Source organism: Streptomyces sp. NPDC047853, from assembly GCF_043204535.1.
Lineage (GTDB): Bacteria > Actinomycetota > Actinomycetes > Streptomycetales > Streptomycetaceae > Streptomyces.
Genome location: NZ_JBIDCI010000004.1, coordinates 123014 through 138790, shown reverse-complemented (window position 1 = coordinate 138790; position 15777 = coordinate 123014). Strand labels below are relative to the sequence as shown.

The window sequence follows — 15777 nt, the reverse complement described above, 5'->3', positions numbered from 1 at the left end:
GCCCGGCGCCGGCGTCCGCTGCACCGGACGCCGGCGTCCCGCCCCGCCGCGCGGGGCTAGCGGCGCAGCGCCTGCGCACCCGCGTAGCGCGCGCTGTCTCCCAACTCCTCCTCGATGCGCAGGAGCTGGTTGTACTTGGCGGTGCGGTCGGAGCGGGACAGCGAGCCGGTCTTGATCTGACCGCAGCCCGTGGCCACCGCCAGGTCGGCGATCGTCGTGTCCTCCGTCTCTCCCGAACGGTGCGACATCACGACGGTCCAGCCCGCCCGGTGGGCCGCGTCCACGGTGGCCAGGGCCTCCGTGAGCGTGCCGATCTGATTGACCTTCACCAGCACCGAGTTGGCGACGCCGGAGGCGATGCCCTCGCGAAGGAGGGTCTCGTTCGTGCAGAAGACGTCGTCGCCGGTGAGCTGGCAGCGGTCGCCGACCCGACCGGTCAGGTCCCGCCACCCCGTCAGGTCGTCCTCGGCCATCGGGTCCTCGATCGACACGACCGGGTAGGCGTCGATCAGCTTCACGAGGTAGTCCGCGTGCTCGGCGGGCGTGCGCCGCACCCCCTCCCCGGCGTAGTCGTAGACCCCGTCGCGGAAGAACTCGGACGACGCCGGGTCCATGACCAGGCCGATGTCCGTGCCGGGCCGGTACCCCGTGCGCTCGACGGCCGCCACCACGAAGTCGAGCGCCTCCTCGGCCGTGCGCAGCGCGGGCGCGAAGCCGCCCTCGTCGCCCACGCCCGTGGAGTGCCCGGCGGCCAGCAGGTCGCGGCGCAGGGTGTGGAAGATCTCGGAACCCATCCGCACGGCCTCGGCGAAGGTCTCCGCGCCGATCGGGGCGATCATGAACTCCTGGAAGTCCAGGGGATTGTCGGCGTGCGCGCCCCCGTTGACGATGTTCATCATCGGCACGGGCAGCAGCCGGGCGTCGGAGCCGCCGAGGTAGCGGTACAGCGGCAGCCGGTGAGCGGCGGCCGCGGCCTTGGCCGTGGCCAGGGAGACCCCGAGGAGCGCGTTGGCGCCGAGCCGCGACTTGGCGGCGGTGCCGTCCGTGGCGACGAGGACGGCGTCCAGACCGGCCTGGTCCTCGGCCTCGCGACCGCGGACGGCGGCTGCCAGCTCCGTGTTGACGTGGGCCACGGCGCGGTCGACCCCCTTGCCGTGCCAGCGGGCCGGGTCGCCGTCGCGGAGCTCGACGGCCTCGCGGGCGCCGGTCGACGCGCCGGAGGGGACCGCGGCCCGGCCGACGGAGCCGTCCGACAGCTGTACGTCCACCTCGACGGTGGGGTTGCCCCGGCTGTCGAGGACGCGGCGGCCGGTGACGGAGCTGATGGCGGTCATGGGAGTCCTCCCGTTGTCTGCGTGCCGGGCTCGGCTGCGACGACGGTGGCGCTGGACCCGGCGCCCGCCACTCTACAGCAATGCTGTTCAGTTGTGCTGTTTAGTCGTGCTGTTCAGTTGTGCTGTACAGGCTCGCTGTTCAGGGATGCTGTGCAGATCTGCTGTGCAGAGTGGCTGCGTTAAAGTTCGGTATGCCCCTTCCGGAATCCACCGCCGTCGCGGCCGAACTGCGCACCGCGATGGGAAAGCTCACGCGGCGCGTGAAACTCGAGGACCAGATGCCCCTCGGTCAGGTGGCCGTCCTCGGCGCGCTGGACCGCAGCGGGGCGATGACGACCAGCGAACTGGCGGCCGATCAGCGCGTACGCCCGCAGTCCATGGCGCGAGCCGTCGGACTTCTCATGGAACAGGGCCTGATCACGCGCCGGGCGCATCCGACCGACGGCCGCAAGAGCCTCGTCGAGCTCTCACCGCAGGGCCAGGCGCTGCTGGAGGAGGAGCGGGGGCGCAGGGCGGACTGGCTGGCGCGGGCCATCGAGGCGGAACTGACCGGCGAGGAGCGGGAGTTGCTGGCACGAGGTATCGGGCTGGTGGAGAGGCTCGCGGCGCACCGGGTCCCGCCGGCGGAACGGACCGACGCGCCCTAGGCCGGTCCCGCGGGGAGGTGACCCGCACCAGGAGCTGCCGCGTGCTCACGTCGGCACCGCTCCGACGGTGCTTGTCAGGACGTGCCGACGAGGAGAGGGGCCGGGTAAGGATGCGGGCGGAGGAGTCCTCGAGGGCGGTGGCGGCGGCCGTGGCGGTCGCCGCGTCGCTCGGCCTGGAAGTCGGCGACGCGGTCGTGCTCCACGACTCGAACAAGCTCACCGTGCGCCTGCTCCCCGGCGACGTACTGGCCCGGGTGGCGCCCGAGGCCCAGCAGGTCGCGCGGTTCGAGGTCGACCTCGCCCTGCGGCTGGCCGAAGCCGGGTGCCCGGTGGCGGCTCCCGACCCCCGGGTGGAGCCCCGCGTGCACGAGCGCGACGGTTTCGTGGTGACGCTGTGGACCCACCACGAGCCCGTGGCCCCCCGGGAGGTGCCGCCGGCCGACTACGCCGCCGCGCTCGAACGGTTGCACGCCGGCATGCGGAAGGTCGACGTCCCGACCCCGCACTACACGGACCGGGTGGAGCAGGCACGCCGGCTCCTGACGGACCGCGACCGCACCCCCGCGCTCGCCGACACGGACCGGGAACTGCTCGCCCGCACGCTGAGCGGCCTGAGCCGGGTGATCGGCGAGAGCGGCGGCCCCGAACAACTGCTGCACGGCGAGCCGCACCCGGGCAACCTCCTCGGCACGGAGAGAGGCCCGCTGTTCATCGACTTCGAGACGTGCTGCCGCGGGCCCGTCGAGTTCGACCTCGCCCACGCGCCCGAGGAGGTCGGTGCCCACTACCCGGGAGCGGACCAGGAGGTGCTGCGTAGGTGCCGCCTGCTCGTCCTGGCGATGGTCACGACGTGGCGCTGGGACCGGGACGACCGGTTCCCCGACGGGCACCGTCTCGGCACTCAGTGGCTCGGCCGGATCCGGGCGGCGGTCGGCGACACCGGTCCGGGCGTCCACGGCTGACCGTCGGCCGGCGGGCAGCGGTGCGGCACGTCCCGACGCACTCTGGCGTACGCGCGTAGACCTCGGGCACCATCGTCGTGCACCGCATGCTCAACCACCCCACAGGCAGCATGACGTACCGCATGGAGGTCCGATGAAGTCTCCGACCGTCCCCGGTGGCACCTCGACGGAACCGAAGCCAAGGCGGCACCGCTCGACCGGCACGCGCCTCAGGTCGGTGGTCACGGCCCTGGCCCTGGTGGCCGCACCGGGTGCCGTGGTCGTCGGCGGCGCCGGCGAAGCCTTCGCGGCCACGAAGATCAGCCACGCCACCGCGACGTCGATGTTCCGCGAGGTCGGCATCACCTGGTCGTCCTCCGGCAACTGCTCCAACCGGAACAACGCGACCTGCACCTCCTTCGACCAGCTCAACCTCGCCACCGCCCAGGGCGCCCAGACCCTCAAGCGGGCCAGCGGCTGCGCGCTGAACGTCACGGGCGGAACCGAGACGGGGCACGCCTCCGGCACCTACTCGCACTGGAACGGCTACAAGCTGGACTTCAGCAAGTACACGTGCGTCGGCAACTACATCAAGAACACCTTCACCTACATCGGCGTCCGCGGTGACGGCGCACCGCAGTGGCGATCCGGCTCCGGCAACGTGTACGCCGACGAGGGCAACCACTGGGACGTCACGTACTACAACTGCGGCGGCTGCTGAGGCGCCACCGAGGCCCGCGGCCCGCGACACGGGACCGGGGCACGCGCGACGCCCGGACGGGTCGGCGCGTGTCCCGAGGGCCCTTCGCGGCGCCCGGTGGCGTGCTCGCGGGGTCAGCAGGCGGGCACGCCCGGGAGCCAGGCGTCGGCGACGTCGATGAAGACGTTGGAGACGTAGCCGCCGTAGTCGGGCAGGTACGACCACGCGTCGTTGCTCCGACCGTCGCGGTCCACGAGTTGGCCGTGGACCTGGCACCTCACCCGCACGGTCGTGGGACCGGGCAGGTTCGCCACGCGGGTCGAGGTGGTCGTCGCCTGCTGCCGGACGCCGACGTCGGTGCCCGACGTCGGGAAGGACGTGGTGTCGCCCCCGCCGTCCGTCCACAGATAGGTGACGGTCACCCAGCCGTTGTCGTCGAGACCCACGTTGTAGAAGGTGCCGTCGGCCAGGTCGATGCCCGCCGGGTTGGCGACCTGCCGGCCGAACTCGTCGCGCCCGCCGTTGTAGTCGTCCTCGTAGGCCGCCTGCGCCTCGGGCAGGCCCCTCGGCAGGTCCTTCCACTGCTCGCGCTGCGCGGAGGGGTTCCAGTGGTCGTCGTGGGTGTTCCAGGGACCGACGTCCCACACGGGCGCCGTCTCGCAGCGGACCGGACCGCACACCTGCACCGAGTACTGGCCGCTGCCGGCCGGGGACAGCGCCCGGCGCGAGGGCAGTGCCACGAAGTGGTCGTCCTCGCGGATGACGTGACCGTTGGCGGTGGTGTGCCCGACCAGGCCCTCACGGGTGGCGTAGACCCTGGCCGAGAAGGCGGAGGCCGCCAGCTCGGGTCCGGCGGGGACGCTGCCCGCGTCGTCCGCCGTCAGGGTCAGTCCCCGCACGGCGGCGGTGGCTCCCCCCTCGGCGTTCCACAGGGTGAGCCGGGCCTGGACGTCGACGACACGACGCGGCAGGTGCGTCGCGGCGCCGGTCACCGCGCTCCGCCACTCGGTCCACGCTCCGTCGGCCGACCGTCCCCGGACGTCCACCTCGGCGCTCGCGGCCGCGGGCACCGTCGCGTCGAGGGTCACCGTGACCTGGTTCACCGGCCGGTCCACGTGGTGCGACTCCAGTACGGCGGAGGCGTAACCGCCGTCACGGCCCAGGGACGCGGGGCTGACGGAACCGTCACGCACCCTCAGGGCACCCTCCCGGTACTGGACGTTGACGTCGTCGGCGCCGGTCCGGGAGAGGTCCGACTGCCAGGACACCGGCGCGGACGACGAGGTTTCGGCGGCCGGTGCCGGCGCCGAGGCCAACGCGGTACCGGCCAGCGAGATCAGGCACACCGTGCCGGCCAGCAGGGGCGCGGAGCGTGTTCCGCTGCGCGGGACGGAGGTGCGGTAGGAGGTGCGAGGGGTCAGCATGCGGGCACTCCGGAAAGCCAGGCGTCATGGACGTCGCTGCGGATGGGGGAGACGCAGCCGCCGTGGTCGGGCGGGTACGACCCTGCGTCGTCGCTGTAGCCGTCGTACTCCACGGGTGCACCGTGCACCTGGCAGGCCACGCGGACGGAGGCCGCTCCGGGCGGCGTCGCCACCCGGGCGGAGTCCTGAGACGCTTGCTGACGGACGCTCACGTCCGTGCCTCACGTCGGGACGGAGTGCCCGTGGTGCCGTCGTCACCGGGCACCATGTGATGCTGTGATGCCCGACGGCGCGCGCGGCCCGCGGGATGCCGGTCCGTAGCCGTGAAGGTGGCGGGTCAGCGCCGCCGAGGAGCAGGTGCAGGTGGCGGTGAACCAGCCGGGCCGACCGCCGACCGCCGACCGCCGACCGCTGGCCCTCGACCGCGGACTGCCGACCGCGGACCGTCGGCTCCCGGCTCCCGGCTCCCGGCCCAGGTCGGCAGCCCATGCCTGCTGACCTGGCGCGGACCTGGTGCGGACCTGGTGCGGACCTGGTGCGGACCGGCGCGACGGGGGCCCGGCGTCGGGGCGCGGCGGCGGTCGGATGATCCGGGGCTTTTCGGACCGCCCGGCCAGGGAACACGGTCGCTGACTTCGCTCCACGAGACACAGGAGGCCGATGTGGCGGACGACCAGCGTCACCAGCAGGACCCGACGGACCAGTACCCGCGTCCCGACTTCGCCGCGCAGGACCAGCCGCATCCGGGCTGGACCGGCCCGATGGACCCGCCGCCCGACCACGGTGAGGAGTCGTACCGCGGGTCGGGGCGTCTGGTGGGCCGCAGGACCGTCATCACGGGCGGCGACTCGGGCATCGGCCGGGCCGTGGCGCTGGCCTTCGCCCGGGAGGGCGCCGACGTACTGTTCACCTACCTGGAGCAGGAGGAGGACGAGGCCCGGGAGACGTCCCGTCTGGTGGAGGAGGCCGGGCGGAAGGCCGTGGCCGTCTCCTGCGACATCCGCGCGGAGGAGAACTGCAGGGCGCTCATCGACCGGGCCGTCTCGGAGTTCGGCGGCATCGACGTCCTGGTGAACAACGCGGCCTACCAGATGTCCCAGCCGGACGGCATCGAGGCGATCCCGACGGAGCAGTTCGACCGGGTGATGCGGACCAACCTCTACGGCATGTTCTGGCTGACGAAGTTCGCCGTGCCGCACATTCCCGCGGGCGGCAGCGTCATCAACACCACCTCGGTCCAGGCGTACAAGCCCAGCCCGCACCTGCTGGACTACGCGATGACCAAGGGGGCGATCGTGACCTTCACCCAAGGTCTCGCCCAGATGCTCGCGGAACGCGGCATCAGGGTGAACGCGGTGGCGCCCGGCCCGGTGTGGACGCCGCTGATCCCGGCGACACTGCCGGACACGGCCGAGTTCGGCAAGCAGAGTCCGCTGGGACGTCCCGCGCAGCCGGCCGAGCTGGCACCCGCGTACGTCTACCTCGCCTCGCAGGAGGCCGGCTATGTCACGGCGGAGATCATGAACGTGACCGGTGGGACGCCCCTGCCCTAGCACCGCTCGCGGCGCGGCCGGGCGACAGGTGCAGCAGCGGCGACGGGCGCAGCACCGGCGACGGGAGCAGCACCGGCGACGAGTCCCGTCCGGTCGGGGAGTCTGTCCTGGTACGGACGCGCCCGCGCCCGCGCCCCGTAGCGAAAGGCCCTCATCATGCTCTTCACTCACGTCCTCGCGGTCGCCCCGGTGAGCGACATCGAGTCCGCGGTGGCCTGGTACGAGCGGTTCCTGGGGCGGCCGGCCGACGCGAGGCCGATGGCGGGGCTGGCCGACTGGCACATCGCCCCGTCCGGCTGGCTCCAGGTGTTCCAGGACCCCGAGCGCGCCGGGGCGTCGCTGGTCAACCTCGTGGTGGACGACCTGGACCAGGGGCTGTCGGACCTCGCCGGCCGTGGCATCACCGCCGGGGCGATCCAGCCGGGTGCGCGGAACGTGCGGTTCGCCGCCGTCCACGACCCGGACGGCAACCGTGTGACGCTGATCGAGAACCCGGTCACCTAGCCCGCGGGGGGCCGGGTCGGCCGGACCACCGGACTCCACAAGGGCGGAAGGAGGACCGGAGGGGCCGCCGACGGGCTCACCCGCCTCTCCGGTCGGCCGCCCCGCAAGGTGTACGCACGGACACAGCAACCGGCGCCGCCGCTCGTACTCGGAGGCCGGCTCCTCCGCGGGCTTACGGCCCGGTGGGCGAGTCGGTGGCGTCGACCGGGTCGATGCACGGCACGGCACCGCCGCGGCCGTCGACCGTCCGGGCGCAACGACATCCGCTCACGCTTCGTGCTCGACCTGTCCGGCCTCGACCGGACGGCGGGGCGCGATTCGGCGCGCGACCGGCACGCGGACGGCCGGCGCTCAGCCGGGCCGCGCGGGGTGACCAGTGCCTTGTCAGCGTGACGACAACGGATGTATAACGTTGTAAAATCAGCGCACGCGCTCGGCGCACGGCTCACGGTGACGGCACCGGTTCCGCACCGGCCACCCGAGTCGGGTCGCTCAGGAAGGGAATGCCGTGCGGGTCAGCCTCAAGGACGTCGCCGCGCACGCGGGGGTCTCCATCAAGACCGTCTCCAACGTGGTGAACAACTTCCGGCACGTCACCCCCGCCATGCGAGAGCGCGTCCAGCGTTCCATCGACGAGCTGGGCTACCGGCCCAACCTGACCGCCCGGCACCTGCGCGCGGGACGCACGGGCATCATCGCCCTCGCCCTGCCCGAGCTGGGCAACCCCTACTTCGCGGAGCTCGCGGCGGCCGTCATCGACACGGCGGCCGAGCACGACTACACCGTGCTCCTGGACCACACCGGCGGGCGACGCGAGCAGGAACTCCTGGTCAGCCAGGGGTTCCGGGCCCGGGTCATCGACGGACTGATCCTCAGTCCCATCGAGCTGGAGGCCGAGGACCTGCGCGACCGCGCGGGGAACGTGCCGCTGGTGCTGCTGGGCGAACGGGACTACGACCTGCCGTACGACCACATCGCCATCGACAACGTCGCCGCCGCGCGCGCGGCGGTGCGGCACCTGGTCGGACTGGGGCGCCGCGAGGTCGCGTTCATCGGCGCCCGGCGCGGGCGCAACGAACCCGCCCAACTCCGGGTACGGGGCTGGCGCGAGGAGCTGACGGCCGCGGGCCTCCCGGTGGACGACGCGCTCGTCGCCGCCACCGACGGCTGGGGGCACGCCGACGGCGCGGCGGCCATGACCCGCATCCTCGACGCGGGAAGGCGCCCCGACGCGGTCTTCGCCTACAACGACCCGATGGCCATCGGCGCGATGCGGGTGCTCCATGCGCGGGGGCTGCGGGTGCCCGAGGACATCGCGGTGGTCGGTTTCGACGACGTGGTCGAGGGGCGGTTCGGTGCGGTGACCCTCACCTCGGTCTCGCCGGACAAGGGGGCCATCGGCCGCCTCGCCGTGGAGTCGGTGCTCGCCCGGCTCGGCGGAGCCGCTCCCGAACCCCGGCGCGTGTGGGCCGAGTACCGCCTGGTCGAGCGCGAGAGCACACTGGGCCGCGGCGCGGTGTGACGAGACGACGGAACCCGGCGGCGGCGGAACCCGACGGCGGCGGGACCCGAACGACGAGACCGTCGCCGCCCGGGCCCCGCGGTCCGCGCCCCCTCAGTCGAGACAGAACTCGTTGCCCTCGACGTCCTGCATGTTGAGGCACGACTCGTTCTCGTCGTCGGCGAGCAGCAGCCGTCCGCGCACCGCGCCGAGCGGGACCAGCCGCGCGCACTCGGCCTCGAGGGCGGCCAGGCGCTCTTCCCCCACCAGCCCGGTGCCGACCCGTACGTCGAGATGCACCCGGTTCTTGACGACCTTGCCCTCGGGAACGCGCTGGAAGTACAGGCGCGGGCCCACGCCGGAGGGGTCGTGGCACACGAACCCGGCCCCCTGGCGCTCGGGCGGCAGTGAACGGTCGTAGTCACCCCACGTGGCGAACCCCTCCGGCGGCGGCGGTACGACGTACCCCAACACCTCGCACCAGAAGCGGGCCACCCGCTCGGGTTCCGCGCAGTCGAAGGTGACCTGGAACTGCTTGATCGACGTCATCGGGTCATCGTAGAGGCGCAGTTCATCGCTGTCTCCGTCGTTTCGCTCCCGGAGGTCACCCGGACGTCCGCGCACCCGTCCCGTTCCGCGCGGCCCGCCCGCATGTCGCGCACAGGGGGTTTACAGCCCCCTTTCAACGATGTAAAAACTCATTGCGGCGGACCTGACAACGTTGGCCGCCGGGGGAGCAGCGCCACCTCTGCTCGTCTGCCCGGCTCCCCAATTCCCTTACAGAGTCGCCCGGATCGGGGTCACCATGCAGCGCAGCACGCACCGTCCGCACCTCCTCGCCCGTCCCGTCCTCGTGGCCCTGGCCGCCGCTGTCGCCCTGACCGCGACCGCCTGCTCGAAGTCGGAGGACGACGCTTCGGGCGACCAGGAGTCCACCGCGGCCGCCGGTTCGGAACAGAAGGTCGTCACGCCCGCGCCGGGCAGCAAGACCTGTGCCATCGACGCCTACGGGGCGGAGAAGATCGACCTGGAGAACGCCACCGTCGGCTTCTCCCAGTCGGAGAAGGAAGCCAACCCCTTCCGTATCGCGGAGACCCGGTCCATCAAGGACGAGGCGGGGAAGCGGGGCGTCAAGCTGCTGACGGCCAACGCCCAGTCGCAGTTCTCCAAGCAGATCAGCGACGTGCAGAACCTGCTGGCCAAGGGAGCGGACCTGCTGGTCATCGCCCCGCTCAACTCCGACGGCTGGGACCCGGTGCTGCAGGCCGCCGCCGCCAAGAAGGTGCCGATCATCACGATCGACCGCAAGATCAACGCGGACCCCTGCAAGGACTACGTCTCCTTCATCGCCTCCGACTTCGTCGAGCAGGGCCGGCGCGCCGCCGACCAGATGATCGAGGCCACGGGCGGCAAGGGCGAGGTCGCGATCCTGCTCGGTTCCGCCGGCAACAACGTCACCACCGAGCGGACCAAGGGCTTCAAGGAGCGGCTCGCCGAGAAGGCCCCGGACCTGAAGGTCGTCTTCGAGCAGACCGGCGACTTCGCCCGCGAGAAGGGCCAGCAGGTCACCGAGCAACTCATCCAGTCCAAGCCGGACATCAAGGGGATCTACGCCGAGAACGACGAGATGGGCCTCGGCGCGGTGACCGCCCTCAAGGGCGCCGGCAGGAAGGCGGGCGACGTCAAGATCGTCACCGTGGACGGCACCCGCAACGCCGTGCAGGGCGTCGTGGACGGCTGGATCAGCGGCGTCGTCGAGTCCAACCCGCGGTTCGGGCCGCTGGCGTTCCAGACGCTCGACACCTTCACCAAGGGCGGGGAAGTCCCCCAGGACATCATCATCCAGGACGGCGCCTACACCGCGGACAACGCCAAGCAGGACATCGGCAAGGCCTACTGACCACCCGAGGGGCCCGGAGACGCCGGGCCCCTCCGCCGCTCCCGAACCCCTTCTCCTCCTGGAGGCACAGGTGGCACCCCCCGCCGAAGTCCTCGCCGTCCGCGGACTCAGCAAGACCTTCCCCGGCGTCCGGGCCCTGGACGACGTGGACCTGACCCTGCACCCCGGCGAGGTGCACGCGCTGATCGGCGAGAACGGCGCCGGCAAGTCGACCCTCATCAAGCTCCTCACCGGCGTCCACCGGCCCGACGCGGGCACCCTCACCTTCCAGGGCCGCGAAGTCTCCTTCGGTACCCCGCTGGAGGCGCAGCGGGCCGGGATCTCGACCATCTACCAAGAGGTCAACCTCATCCCGCTGCTGAGCGTGGCCCGCAACCTCTTCCTGGGCCGCGAACCGCGCAACCGCTTCGGCCTGTTGGACGTGGCCCGCATGAACCGGGAGGCCGAGGAGGCACTCGCCGCCCACGGCGTCCGGGTGGACGTACGGCAACCGCTGCGCACCCTCGGTGTCGGAGCCCAGCAGATGGTCGCCCTGGCCCGAGCCGTGGCGACGGACGCCCGTATCGTCATCATGGACGAACCGACCTCCTCGCTCGAACCCCGCGAAGTGGCGACCCTGTTCTCGGTGATCCGGCGCCTGCGCGACGCGGGGATCGCCGTCGTCTACGTCAGCCACCGCCTCGACGAGCTCTACGCCGTGTGCGACACCGTCACCGTGCTGCGCGACGGCCGCCGCGTGCACCACGGCCGGCTGGCCGACCTGGACCGCCTCTCCCTGGTGTCCACCATGCTCGGCCGGGACCTGGGCGAGGTCCGCGAGGAGGGAGCGACCAAGTTCTCCGGCGACCACGACGCCGTGGACACCCGGCCCGTCCTCCACGCGGAGGGGCTGACGGTCCCGCACAAGCTGCACGACGTCTCCGTCAGCATCCGCCCGGGTGAGGTCGTGGGCCTCGGCGGCCTGCTCGGTTCGGGACGCACCGAGACGGCGAAGGCCGTCTCCGGCGCCCTCGCCCGCAGCGCGGGCAGGGTCACGGTGGCCGGCGTACCGTTGCGCGGCGGCTCCACCCCGGCCGCGATCCGCGCCGGGATCAGCCTGCTGCCGGAGGACCGCAAGAGCGAGGGCATCGTCCCCGGGCTGTCGGTCCGCGAGAACATAGCGCTCGCGGCGCTGCCCCGGCTCTCCCGCTTCGGCCTGGTCTCCGAGGCCCGCGTGGACAGCGTCGTCGACACCTTCGTCAAGCGGCTGCGCATCAAGGCGTCCTCGCCGCACCAGAAGGTCGGCGAACTCTCCGGCGGCAACCAGCAGAAGGTGCTCCTCGCCCGCTGGCTGGCCATGAACCCCAAGGTGCTGCTGCTGGACGAGCCCACCCGCGGCATCGACGTCGGCGCCAAGGCCGAGGTGCAGAAACTCGTGGACGAACTGGCCGGGGACGGCCTGGGCGTGCTGCTCATCTCCTCCGACCTGGAGGAACTGATCGAAGGGTCCGACCGCGTGGTCGTACTGAAGGACGGTGCGGTCGTCGGTGAGCTGACCGGCGACGACGTCACCGAGGACAAGCTGATGCGCACGATCGCCGGCGGCGAACCGGCACCCGACGCGGCGAAGGAGGCCGGCACCGATGGCTGAAGCCACCCTCCGCACCGCCCCGCTCGACAGGGCCCGCCTCCTCCAGTGGCTGCAGACCTACGGCGTCTACGCGGGCGTGGCGCTGCTCCTGGTCGTCAACATCGTCATCACCCCGCACTTCCTGTCCGCGGAGAACTTCCGCACCCAGGCCGTGCAGGTCGCGCCCGTCATCATCGTCGCGCTGGGCATGGCCCTGGTCATCGGCACCGAGGGCGTCGACCTGTCGGTCGGCGCGGTGATGGCACTGGCGGCCTCGGTGACGGCCCTCTACCTCGGCTACGGACTACTGCCCGCCCTACTGGTGGTGGCCCTGTTCGCCGCCGGGGCGGGGCTGGCCAACGGAGCGCTGGTCGCGTTCGTCGGGGTCCAGCCCATCGTGGCCACGCTGGCCCTCATGGTCGGCGGCCGGGGCCTGGCCCTGGTGCTGCTCCCGCAGCTGAAGGACCTGCACAACCCGGCGCTGGCCTCCCTCGGCTCCGGTGACGTCCTCGGGGTCCCCTACCTCATCCTGATCGCCGCCGTGCTGGCGCTGCTGGTCGCCTTCGTGGTCCGCCGCACCACCTTCGGCCGGCAACTGCTGGCCATCGGCGACAGCCGCCCCGCCGCGCACCTCGCGGGCCTGCCGGTGCGTCGCGTACTGATCATCGTGTACGTCGCCTGCGCCCTGCTCGCCGCGGTGGCGGGGGTGCTGGCCACCGCCCGGCTCCAGGCCAGCGACCCGACCTCGCTGGGCAACCTGATGGAGCTGTCCGCCATCACCGCGGTGGTGGTCGGCGGCACCCCGCTGACCGGCGGCCGGGTCAACATCGCCGGCACCGTGGCCGGAGCGGTGCTCATCCAGCTGCTCACCGCCACCCTGATCAAGCACGATCTGCCCCCGTCGTGGACCCAGATCGCCCAGGCCATAGTGATCGTGTGCGCGGTCTACGCGGCACGGGGACGAGGGAAGCGATGACCGTCACGAACACGGACACGCCCGTGACCACCGCGAGCAACGCGGCCGCGGACACCGAGGGACCGGTCGGCTCCGCCCGCTCCGAACGGCTGAGCGCGCTGGTCCAGCAGCACGGCGCGCTGGCGGTGCTGGTGATCGTCTCGATCGTCGCCTCGTTCGGCTTCGACTCGTTCGCCACCGGCGACAACGTCTCCAACATGGCCACGAGTTCGGCGTTCCTCGCGATCGTCGCGCTCGGCATGACCTTCGTCATCGTCACCGGCGGCATCGACCTGTCCGTCGGCTCCCTGTTCGCGCTCGGCGGCGTCCTCGCGGCCTGGGGCTCCCGGCACGGGACCCTGGTGGCGTTGCTGCTGCCCCTCCTGGTCTGCGGCCTGATCGGCGTCGTCAACGGCCTGCTGGTGGCCCGCTCCCGCCTCGCCCCCTTCATCGTCACCCTGGCCGCCATGCTGGGGGCGCGGGGACTGATGCTGGCCCTCACCGACGAGGGCGCCGACACCTACCTGATCGGCAAGGGCTCCTTCCTCGCCGAACTCGGCCAGGGCAGCACCCTGGGCCTCGGCAACCCGGTCTGGATCACGCTGGCGCTGTTCGTCGCGGGCGCGGTGGTGCTGCGCCGCACCCGCTTCGGGCAGCACGTGTACGCGGTCGGCGGCAACGAGGACGCGGCGGCCCTGATGGGCGCCCCCGTGGCCCGTACCAAGATCCTCGTCTACACCCTGTCGGGGGTGCTGGCCGGTCTCGCCGGCGCGCTCAACGCCGCATGGCTCGCGTCCGGGGTGACCATCCTCGGCAACGGCATGGAACTCGACGCCATCTCGGCCGTCGTCATCGGCGGCACCCTGCTCACCGGCGGCCTCGGTTACGTCAGCGGATCGCTGGTGGGCGTCCTGCTCCTGAAGGTCATCCAGAACGTCATCAACCAGATCGGGTCCCTGGACTCCTCGCACCAACTGGTCGTGAGCGGCGCCTTCCTGGCGCTCGTCGTGATCGCCCAGACCTGGCTGGGCCGCAGACGGCAACTGATGTGACAAGCACCGGACGCGGTGGCCGTGCCCCGGGCACCCGGCTGCCGCGTCCGGCTCCGGTCGGGCGACCGTCCGGTGGCACGCGGCTCCAGCTCGTCCCCCCACCGTCCGCCCCAGTGCCCACTCCAACGGAGGTCCCAGCCATGACTGCCGGAACGACCGGGCTCCTCGCCAGATCCTGTGCCTCGCTGCTCGCCGGCGGGCTCCTCGCCCTGCTCTCCCCGACCCCCGCCGTCGCCGCCCCCGTGTATACGACGGCCGAGGCGGGCAATCCCTTCGTCGACGACTGGTACGCCGACCCCGACACCGTGATCTACGACGGCCGTTACTGGGTCTACCCGACGACCTCGAAGAGCTACGCCGAGCAGACCCGGCTCGACGCCTTCTCCTCGACCGACATGGTCCACTGGACCAGGCACCCCGACGTCCTGAGGACGGCGGACATCCCCTGGGCCGAGTACGCCCTGTGGGCGCCGGCGCCGGTGGAGCGCAACGGCAAGTACTACCTGTACTTCGCCGCCAACGACATCCAGAGCGACGCGGAGCTCGGCGGCATCGGAGTCGCCGTCGCCGACCGGCCGGAGGGCCCCTACAAGGACGCCCTGGGCAAACCGCTCGTCTCCCGGTTCCACAACGGCGCGCAACCCATCGACCAGGACGTCTTCATCGACGACGACGGCCAGGCGTACATGTACTACGGCGGCTGGCACCACGCCAACGTCGTCAAACTCAACCCCGACATGACGAGCCTCGGCACCTTCGCCGACGGCTCGACCTACAAGGAGATCACCCCGGAGAACTACACCGAGGGCTCCTTCATGTTCAAGCGCAACGGCACCTACTACCTGATGTGGTCCGAAGGCGGTTGGACCGGCCCGGACTACTCGGTGTCCTACGCCATGTCCGACTCGCCCACCGGCCCCTTCAGGAAGGTCGACCGGGTGCTCGCCCAGGACCCGGCCGTGGCCAAGGGGTCCGGCCACCACTCCGTCGTCAACGTGCCGGGCACCGACGTGTGGTACATCGTCTACCACCGCCGCCCCCTCAGCGAGACCGACGGCAACCACCGGCAACTCGCCTACGACCGCCTGTACTTCAACGAGGACGGAACCATCCGCCGGGTGCGGATGCAGGTGAAGGACAACTTCGCCGACCGCAACGCGCTGGGCTGGAAGACGTACGGCGGCTCCTGGTCGGCCGGTGACGGAAGCTACCGGGTGAACCGTTCCCAGGGCGGCAAGGCGCTCCTCGACACGAACTTCGCGGACTTCACCCAGGACGCCGACGTCACGGTCACCTCGGGCGGCGGCGACGCCGGCCTGGCCTTCCGGGTGACACGGCCGTCGATCGGCTGGGACAGCTACTCCGGCTACTACGCGGGTATCGGCCCCGACGGCAGGGTCGTCCTGGGCCGGGCGAACGACGGCTGGACCCCACTGGGCACCGCGCGGGTGCCGAGCGCGCCCGGCACGACCCACCGCCTGCGCGTCAGCGCCGTCGGCTCGTCCCTCAAGGTGTACGTCGACGACATGACGACGCCGAAGATCTCCGTCACCGACGGCACGTACCGCAGCGGAGCGAACGGCGTCCGGGTCTTCGACACGGCCGCCTCCTTCGACAACGTGGCGGTGCACCCGGCGCAGTGACCTTTGGTCCGGCC

General features: G+C 71.9%; 14 protein-coding genes. 11 read left to right on the top strand and 3 right to left on the bottom strand.

Annotated elements, in window-relative coordinates; translation table 11 throughout:
- Positions 1-56: 56 nt before the first annotated feature.
- Entirely contained in the window at positions 57-1334 is a 1278-nt protein-coding gene (eno, locus tag ACGF5T_RS09715) for a phosphopyruvate hydratase (RefSeq protein WP_361015367.1), read from the bottom strand.
- 191 nt (positions 1335-1525) lie between these two features.
- Between eno and ACGF5T_RS09710 the strand changes: the two genes are divergently transcribed.
- The 3 genes from ACGF5T_RS09710 to ACGF5T_RS09700 all read left to right on the top strand — a co-directional run bounded on the left by ACGF5T_RS09710 (position 1526) and on the right by ACGF5T_RS09700 (position 3643).
- Positions 1526-1981 carry a MarR family transcriptional regulator gene (locus ACGF5T_RS09710; RefSeq protein WP_356610292.1) on the top strand — a complete coding sequence of 152 codons (456 nt, stop codon included), beginning with the start codon at positions 1526-1528 and terminating at the stop codon, positions 1979-1981.
- Positions 1982-2091: 110 nt separating this feature from the next.
- A complete protein-coding gene (locus tag ACGF5T_RS09705; protein WP_361015363.1) occupies positions 2092-2943 on the top strand; it encodes an aminoglycoside phosphotransferase family protein in 852 nt (283 codons plus the stop codon).
- Positions 2944-3076: 133 nt separating this feature from the next.
- Entirely contained in the window at positions 3077-3643 is a 567-nt protein-coding gene (locus ACGF5T_RS09700; RefSeq protein WP_366766893.1) for a hypothetical protein, read from the top strand.
- A 113-nt stretch (positions 3644-3756) separates the two neighbouring features.
- On the opposite strand, the gene ACGF5T_RS09695 is transcribed toward ACGF5T_RS09700, so the two are convergent.
- Complete coding sequence (locus tag ACGF5T_RS09695) at positions 3757-5046, bottom strand: hypothetical protein (RefSeq protein WP_366766894.1); 1290 nt, start codon at positions 5044-5046, stop codon at positions 3757-3759.
- Positions 5047-5708: 662 nt separating this feature from the next.
- Here ACGF5T_RS09695 and ACGF5T_RS09690 point away from each other — a divergent pair.
- The 3 genes from ACGF5T_RS09690 (at position 5709) to ACGF5T_RS09680 (ending at position 8625) form a co-directional block, all read left to right on the top strand.
- Entirely contained in the window at positions 5709-6599 is an 891-nt protein-coding gene (locus ACGF5T_RS09690) for an SDR family oxidoreductase (RefSeq protein ID WP_356610296.1), read from the top strand.
- A 156-nt stretch (positions 6600-6755) separates the two neighbouring features.
- Complete coding sequence (locus tag ACGF5T_RS09685; protein WP_366766895.1) at positions 6756-7103, top strand: VOC family protein; 348 nt, start codon at positions 6756-6758, stop codon at positions 7101-7103.
- Between the two features lie 508 nt (positions 7104-7611).
- The gene (locus ACGF5T_RS09680) at positions 7612-8625 is read left to right on the top strand and encodes a LacI family DNA-binding transcriptional regulator (protein ID WP_356610298.1); all 1014 of its coding nucleotides are present in this window, start codon (positions 7612-7614) and stop codon (positions 8623-8625) included.
- Between the two features lie 93 nt (positions 8626-8718).
- Here ACGF5T_RS09680 and ACGF5T_RS09675 read toward each other — a convergent pair whose 3' ends face one another.
- Positions 8719-9153 carry a VOC family protein gene (locus tag ACGF5T_RS09675; RefSeq protein ID WP_356610299.1) on the bottom strand — a complete coding sequence of 145 codons (435 nt, stop codon included), beginning with the start codon at positions 9151-9153 and terminating at the stop codon, positions 8719-8721.
- 256 nt (positions 9154-9409) lie between these two features.
- On the opposite strand from ACGF5T_RS09675, the gene ACGF5T_RS09670 reads away from it, so the two are divergent.
- The 5 genes from ACGF5T_RS09670 (at position 9410) to ACGF5T_RS09650 (ending at position 15763) form a co-directional block, all read left to right on the top strand.
- The gene (locus ACGF5T_RS09670; RefSeq protein ID WP_361015354.1) at positions 9410-10504 is read left to right on the top strand and encodes an ABC transporter substrate-binding protein; all 1095 of its coding nucleotides are present in this window, start codon (positions 9410-9412) and stop codon (positions 10502-10504) included.
- Positions 10505-10574: 70 nt separating this feature from the next.
- Positions 10575-12134: a sugar ABC transporter ATP-binding protein gene (locus ACGF5T_RS09665; RefSeq protein WP_366766896.1), complete on the top strand. Its 1560-nt coding sequence runs from the start codon at positions 10575-10577 to the stop codon at positions 12132-12134.
- Entirely contained in the window at positions 12127-13089 is a 963-nt protein-coding gene (locus tag ACGF5T_RS09660; RefSeq protein ID WP_366766897.1) for an ABC transporter permease, read from the top strand. Before ACGF5T_RS09665 ends, ACGF5T_RS09660 begins: the two co-directional genes overlap by 8 nt.
- A complete protein-coding gene (locus ACGF5T_RS09655; protein ID WP_366766898.1) occupies positions 13086-14120 on the top strand; it encodes an ABC transporter permease in 1035 nt (344 codons plus the stop codon). The genes ACGF5T_RS09660 and ACGF5T_RS09655 overlap by 4 nt, the downstream gene beginning before the upstream one ends.
- 140 nt (positions 14121-14260) lie before the next feature.
- A complete protein-coding gene (locus ACGF5T_RS09650) occupies positions 14261-15763 on the top strand; it encodes a family 43 glycosylhydrolase (RefSeq protein WP_366766899.1) in 1503 nt (500 codons plus the stop codon).
- The last annotated feature ends 14 nt before the right edge of the window (positions 15764-15777 follow it).

Excerpts from the sequence above, each read along its gene's own strand:
- ACGF5T_RS09705 (WP_361015363.1), top strand. The coding sequence starts at position 2,092 with ATGCGGGCGGAGGAGTCCTCGAGGGCGGTGGCGGCGGCCGTGGCGGTC.
- ACGF5T_RS09670 (WP_361015354.1), top strand. The coding sequence starts at position 9,410 with ATGCAGCGCAGCACGCACCGTCCGCACCTCCTCGCCCGTCCCGTCCTC.
- ACGF5T_RS09660 (WP_366766897.1), top strand. The coding sequence starts at position 12,127 with ATGGCTGAAGCCACCCTCCGCACCGCCCCGCTCGACAGGGCCCGCCTC.
- ACGF5T_RS09655 (WP_366766898.1), top strand. The coding sequence starts at position 13,086 with ATGACCGTCACGAACACGGACACGCCCGTGACCACCGCGAGCAACGCG.
- ACGF5T_RS09700 (WP_366766893.1), top strand. The coding sequence starts at position 3,077 with ATGAAGTCTCCGACCGTCCCCGGTGGCACCTCGACGGAACCGAAGCCA.
- ACGF5T_RS09650 (WP_366766899.1), top strand. The coding sequence starts at position 14,261 with ATGACTGCCGGAACGACCGGGCTCCTCGCCAGATCCTGTGCCTCGCTG.
- ACGF5T_RS09695 (WP_366766894.1), bottom strand. The coding sequence starts at position 5,046 with ATGCTGACCCCTCGCACCTCCTACCGCACCTCCGTCCCGCGCAGCGGA.
- ACGF5T_RS09685 (WP_366766895.1), top strand. The coding sequence starts at position 6,756 with ATGCTCTTCACTCACGTCCTCGCGGTCGCCCCGGTGAGCGACATCGAG.
- eno (WP_361015367.1), bottom strand. The coding sequence starts at position 1,334 with ATGACCGCCATCAGCTCCGTCACCGGCCGCCGCGTCCTCGACAGCCGG.
- ACGF5T_RS09675 (WP_356610299.1), bottom strand. The coding sequence starts at position 9,153 with ATGACGTCGATCAAGCAGTTCCAGGTCACCTTCGACTGCGCGGAACCC.
- ACGF5T_RS09710 (WP_356610292.1), top strand. The coding sequence starts at position 1,526 with ATGCCCCTTCCGGAATCCACCGCCGTCGCGGCCGAACTGCGCACCGCG.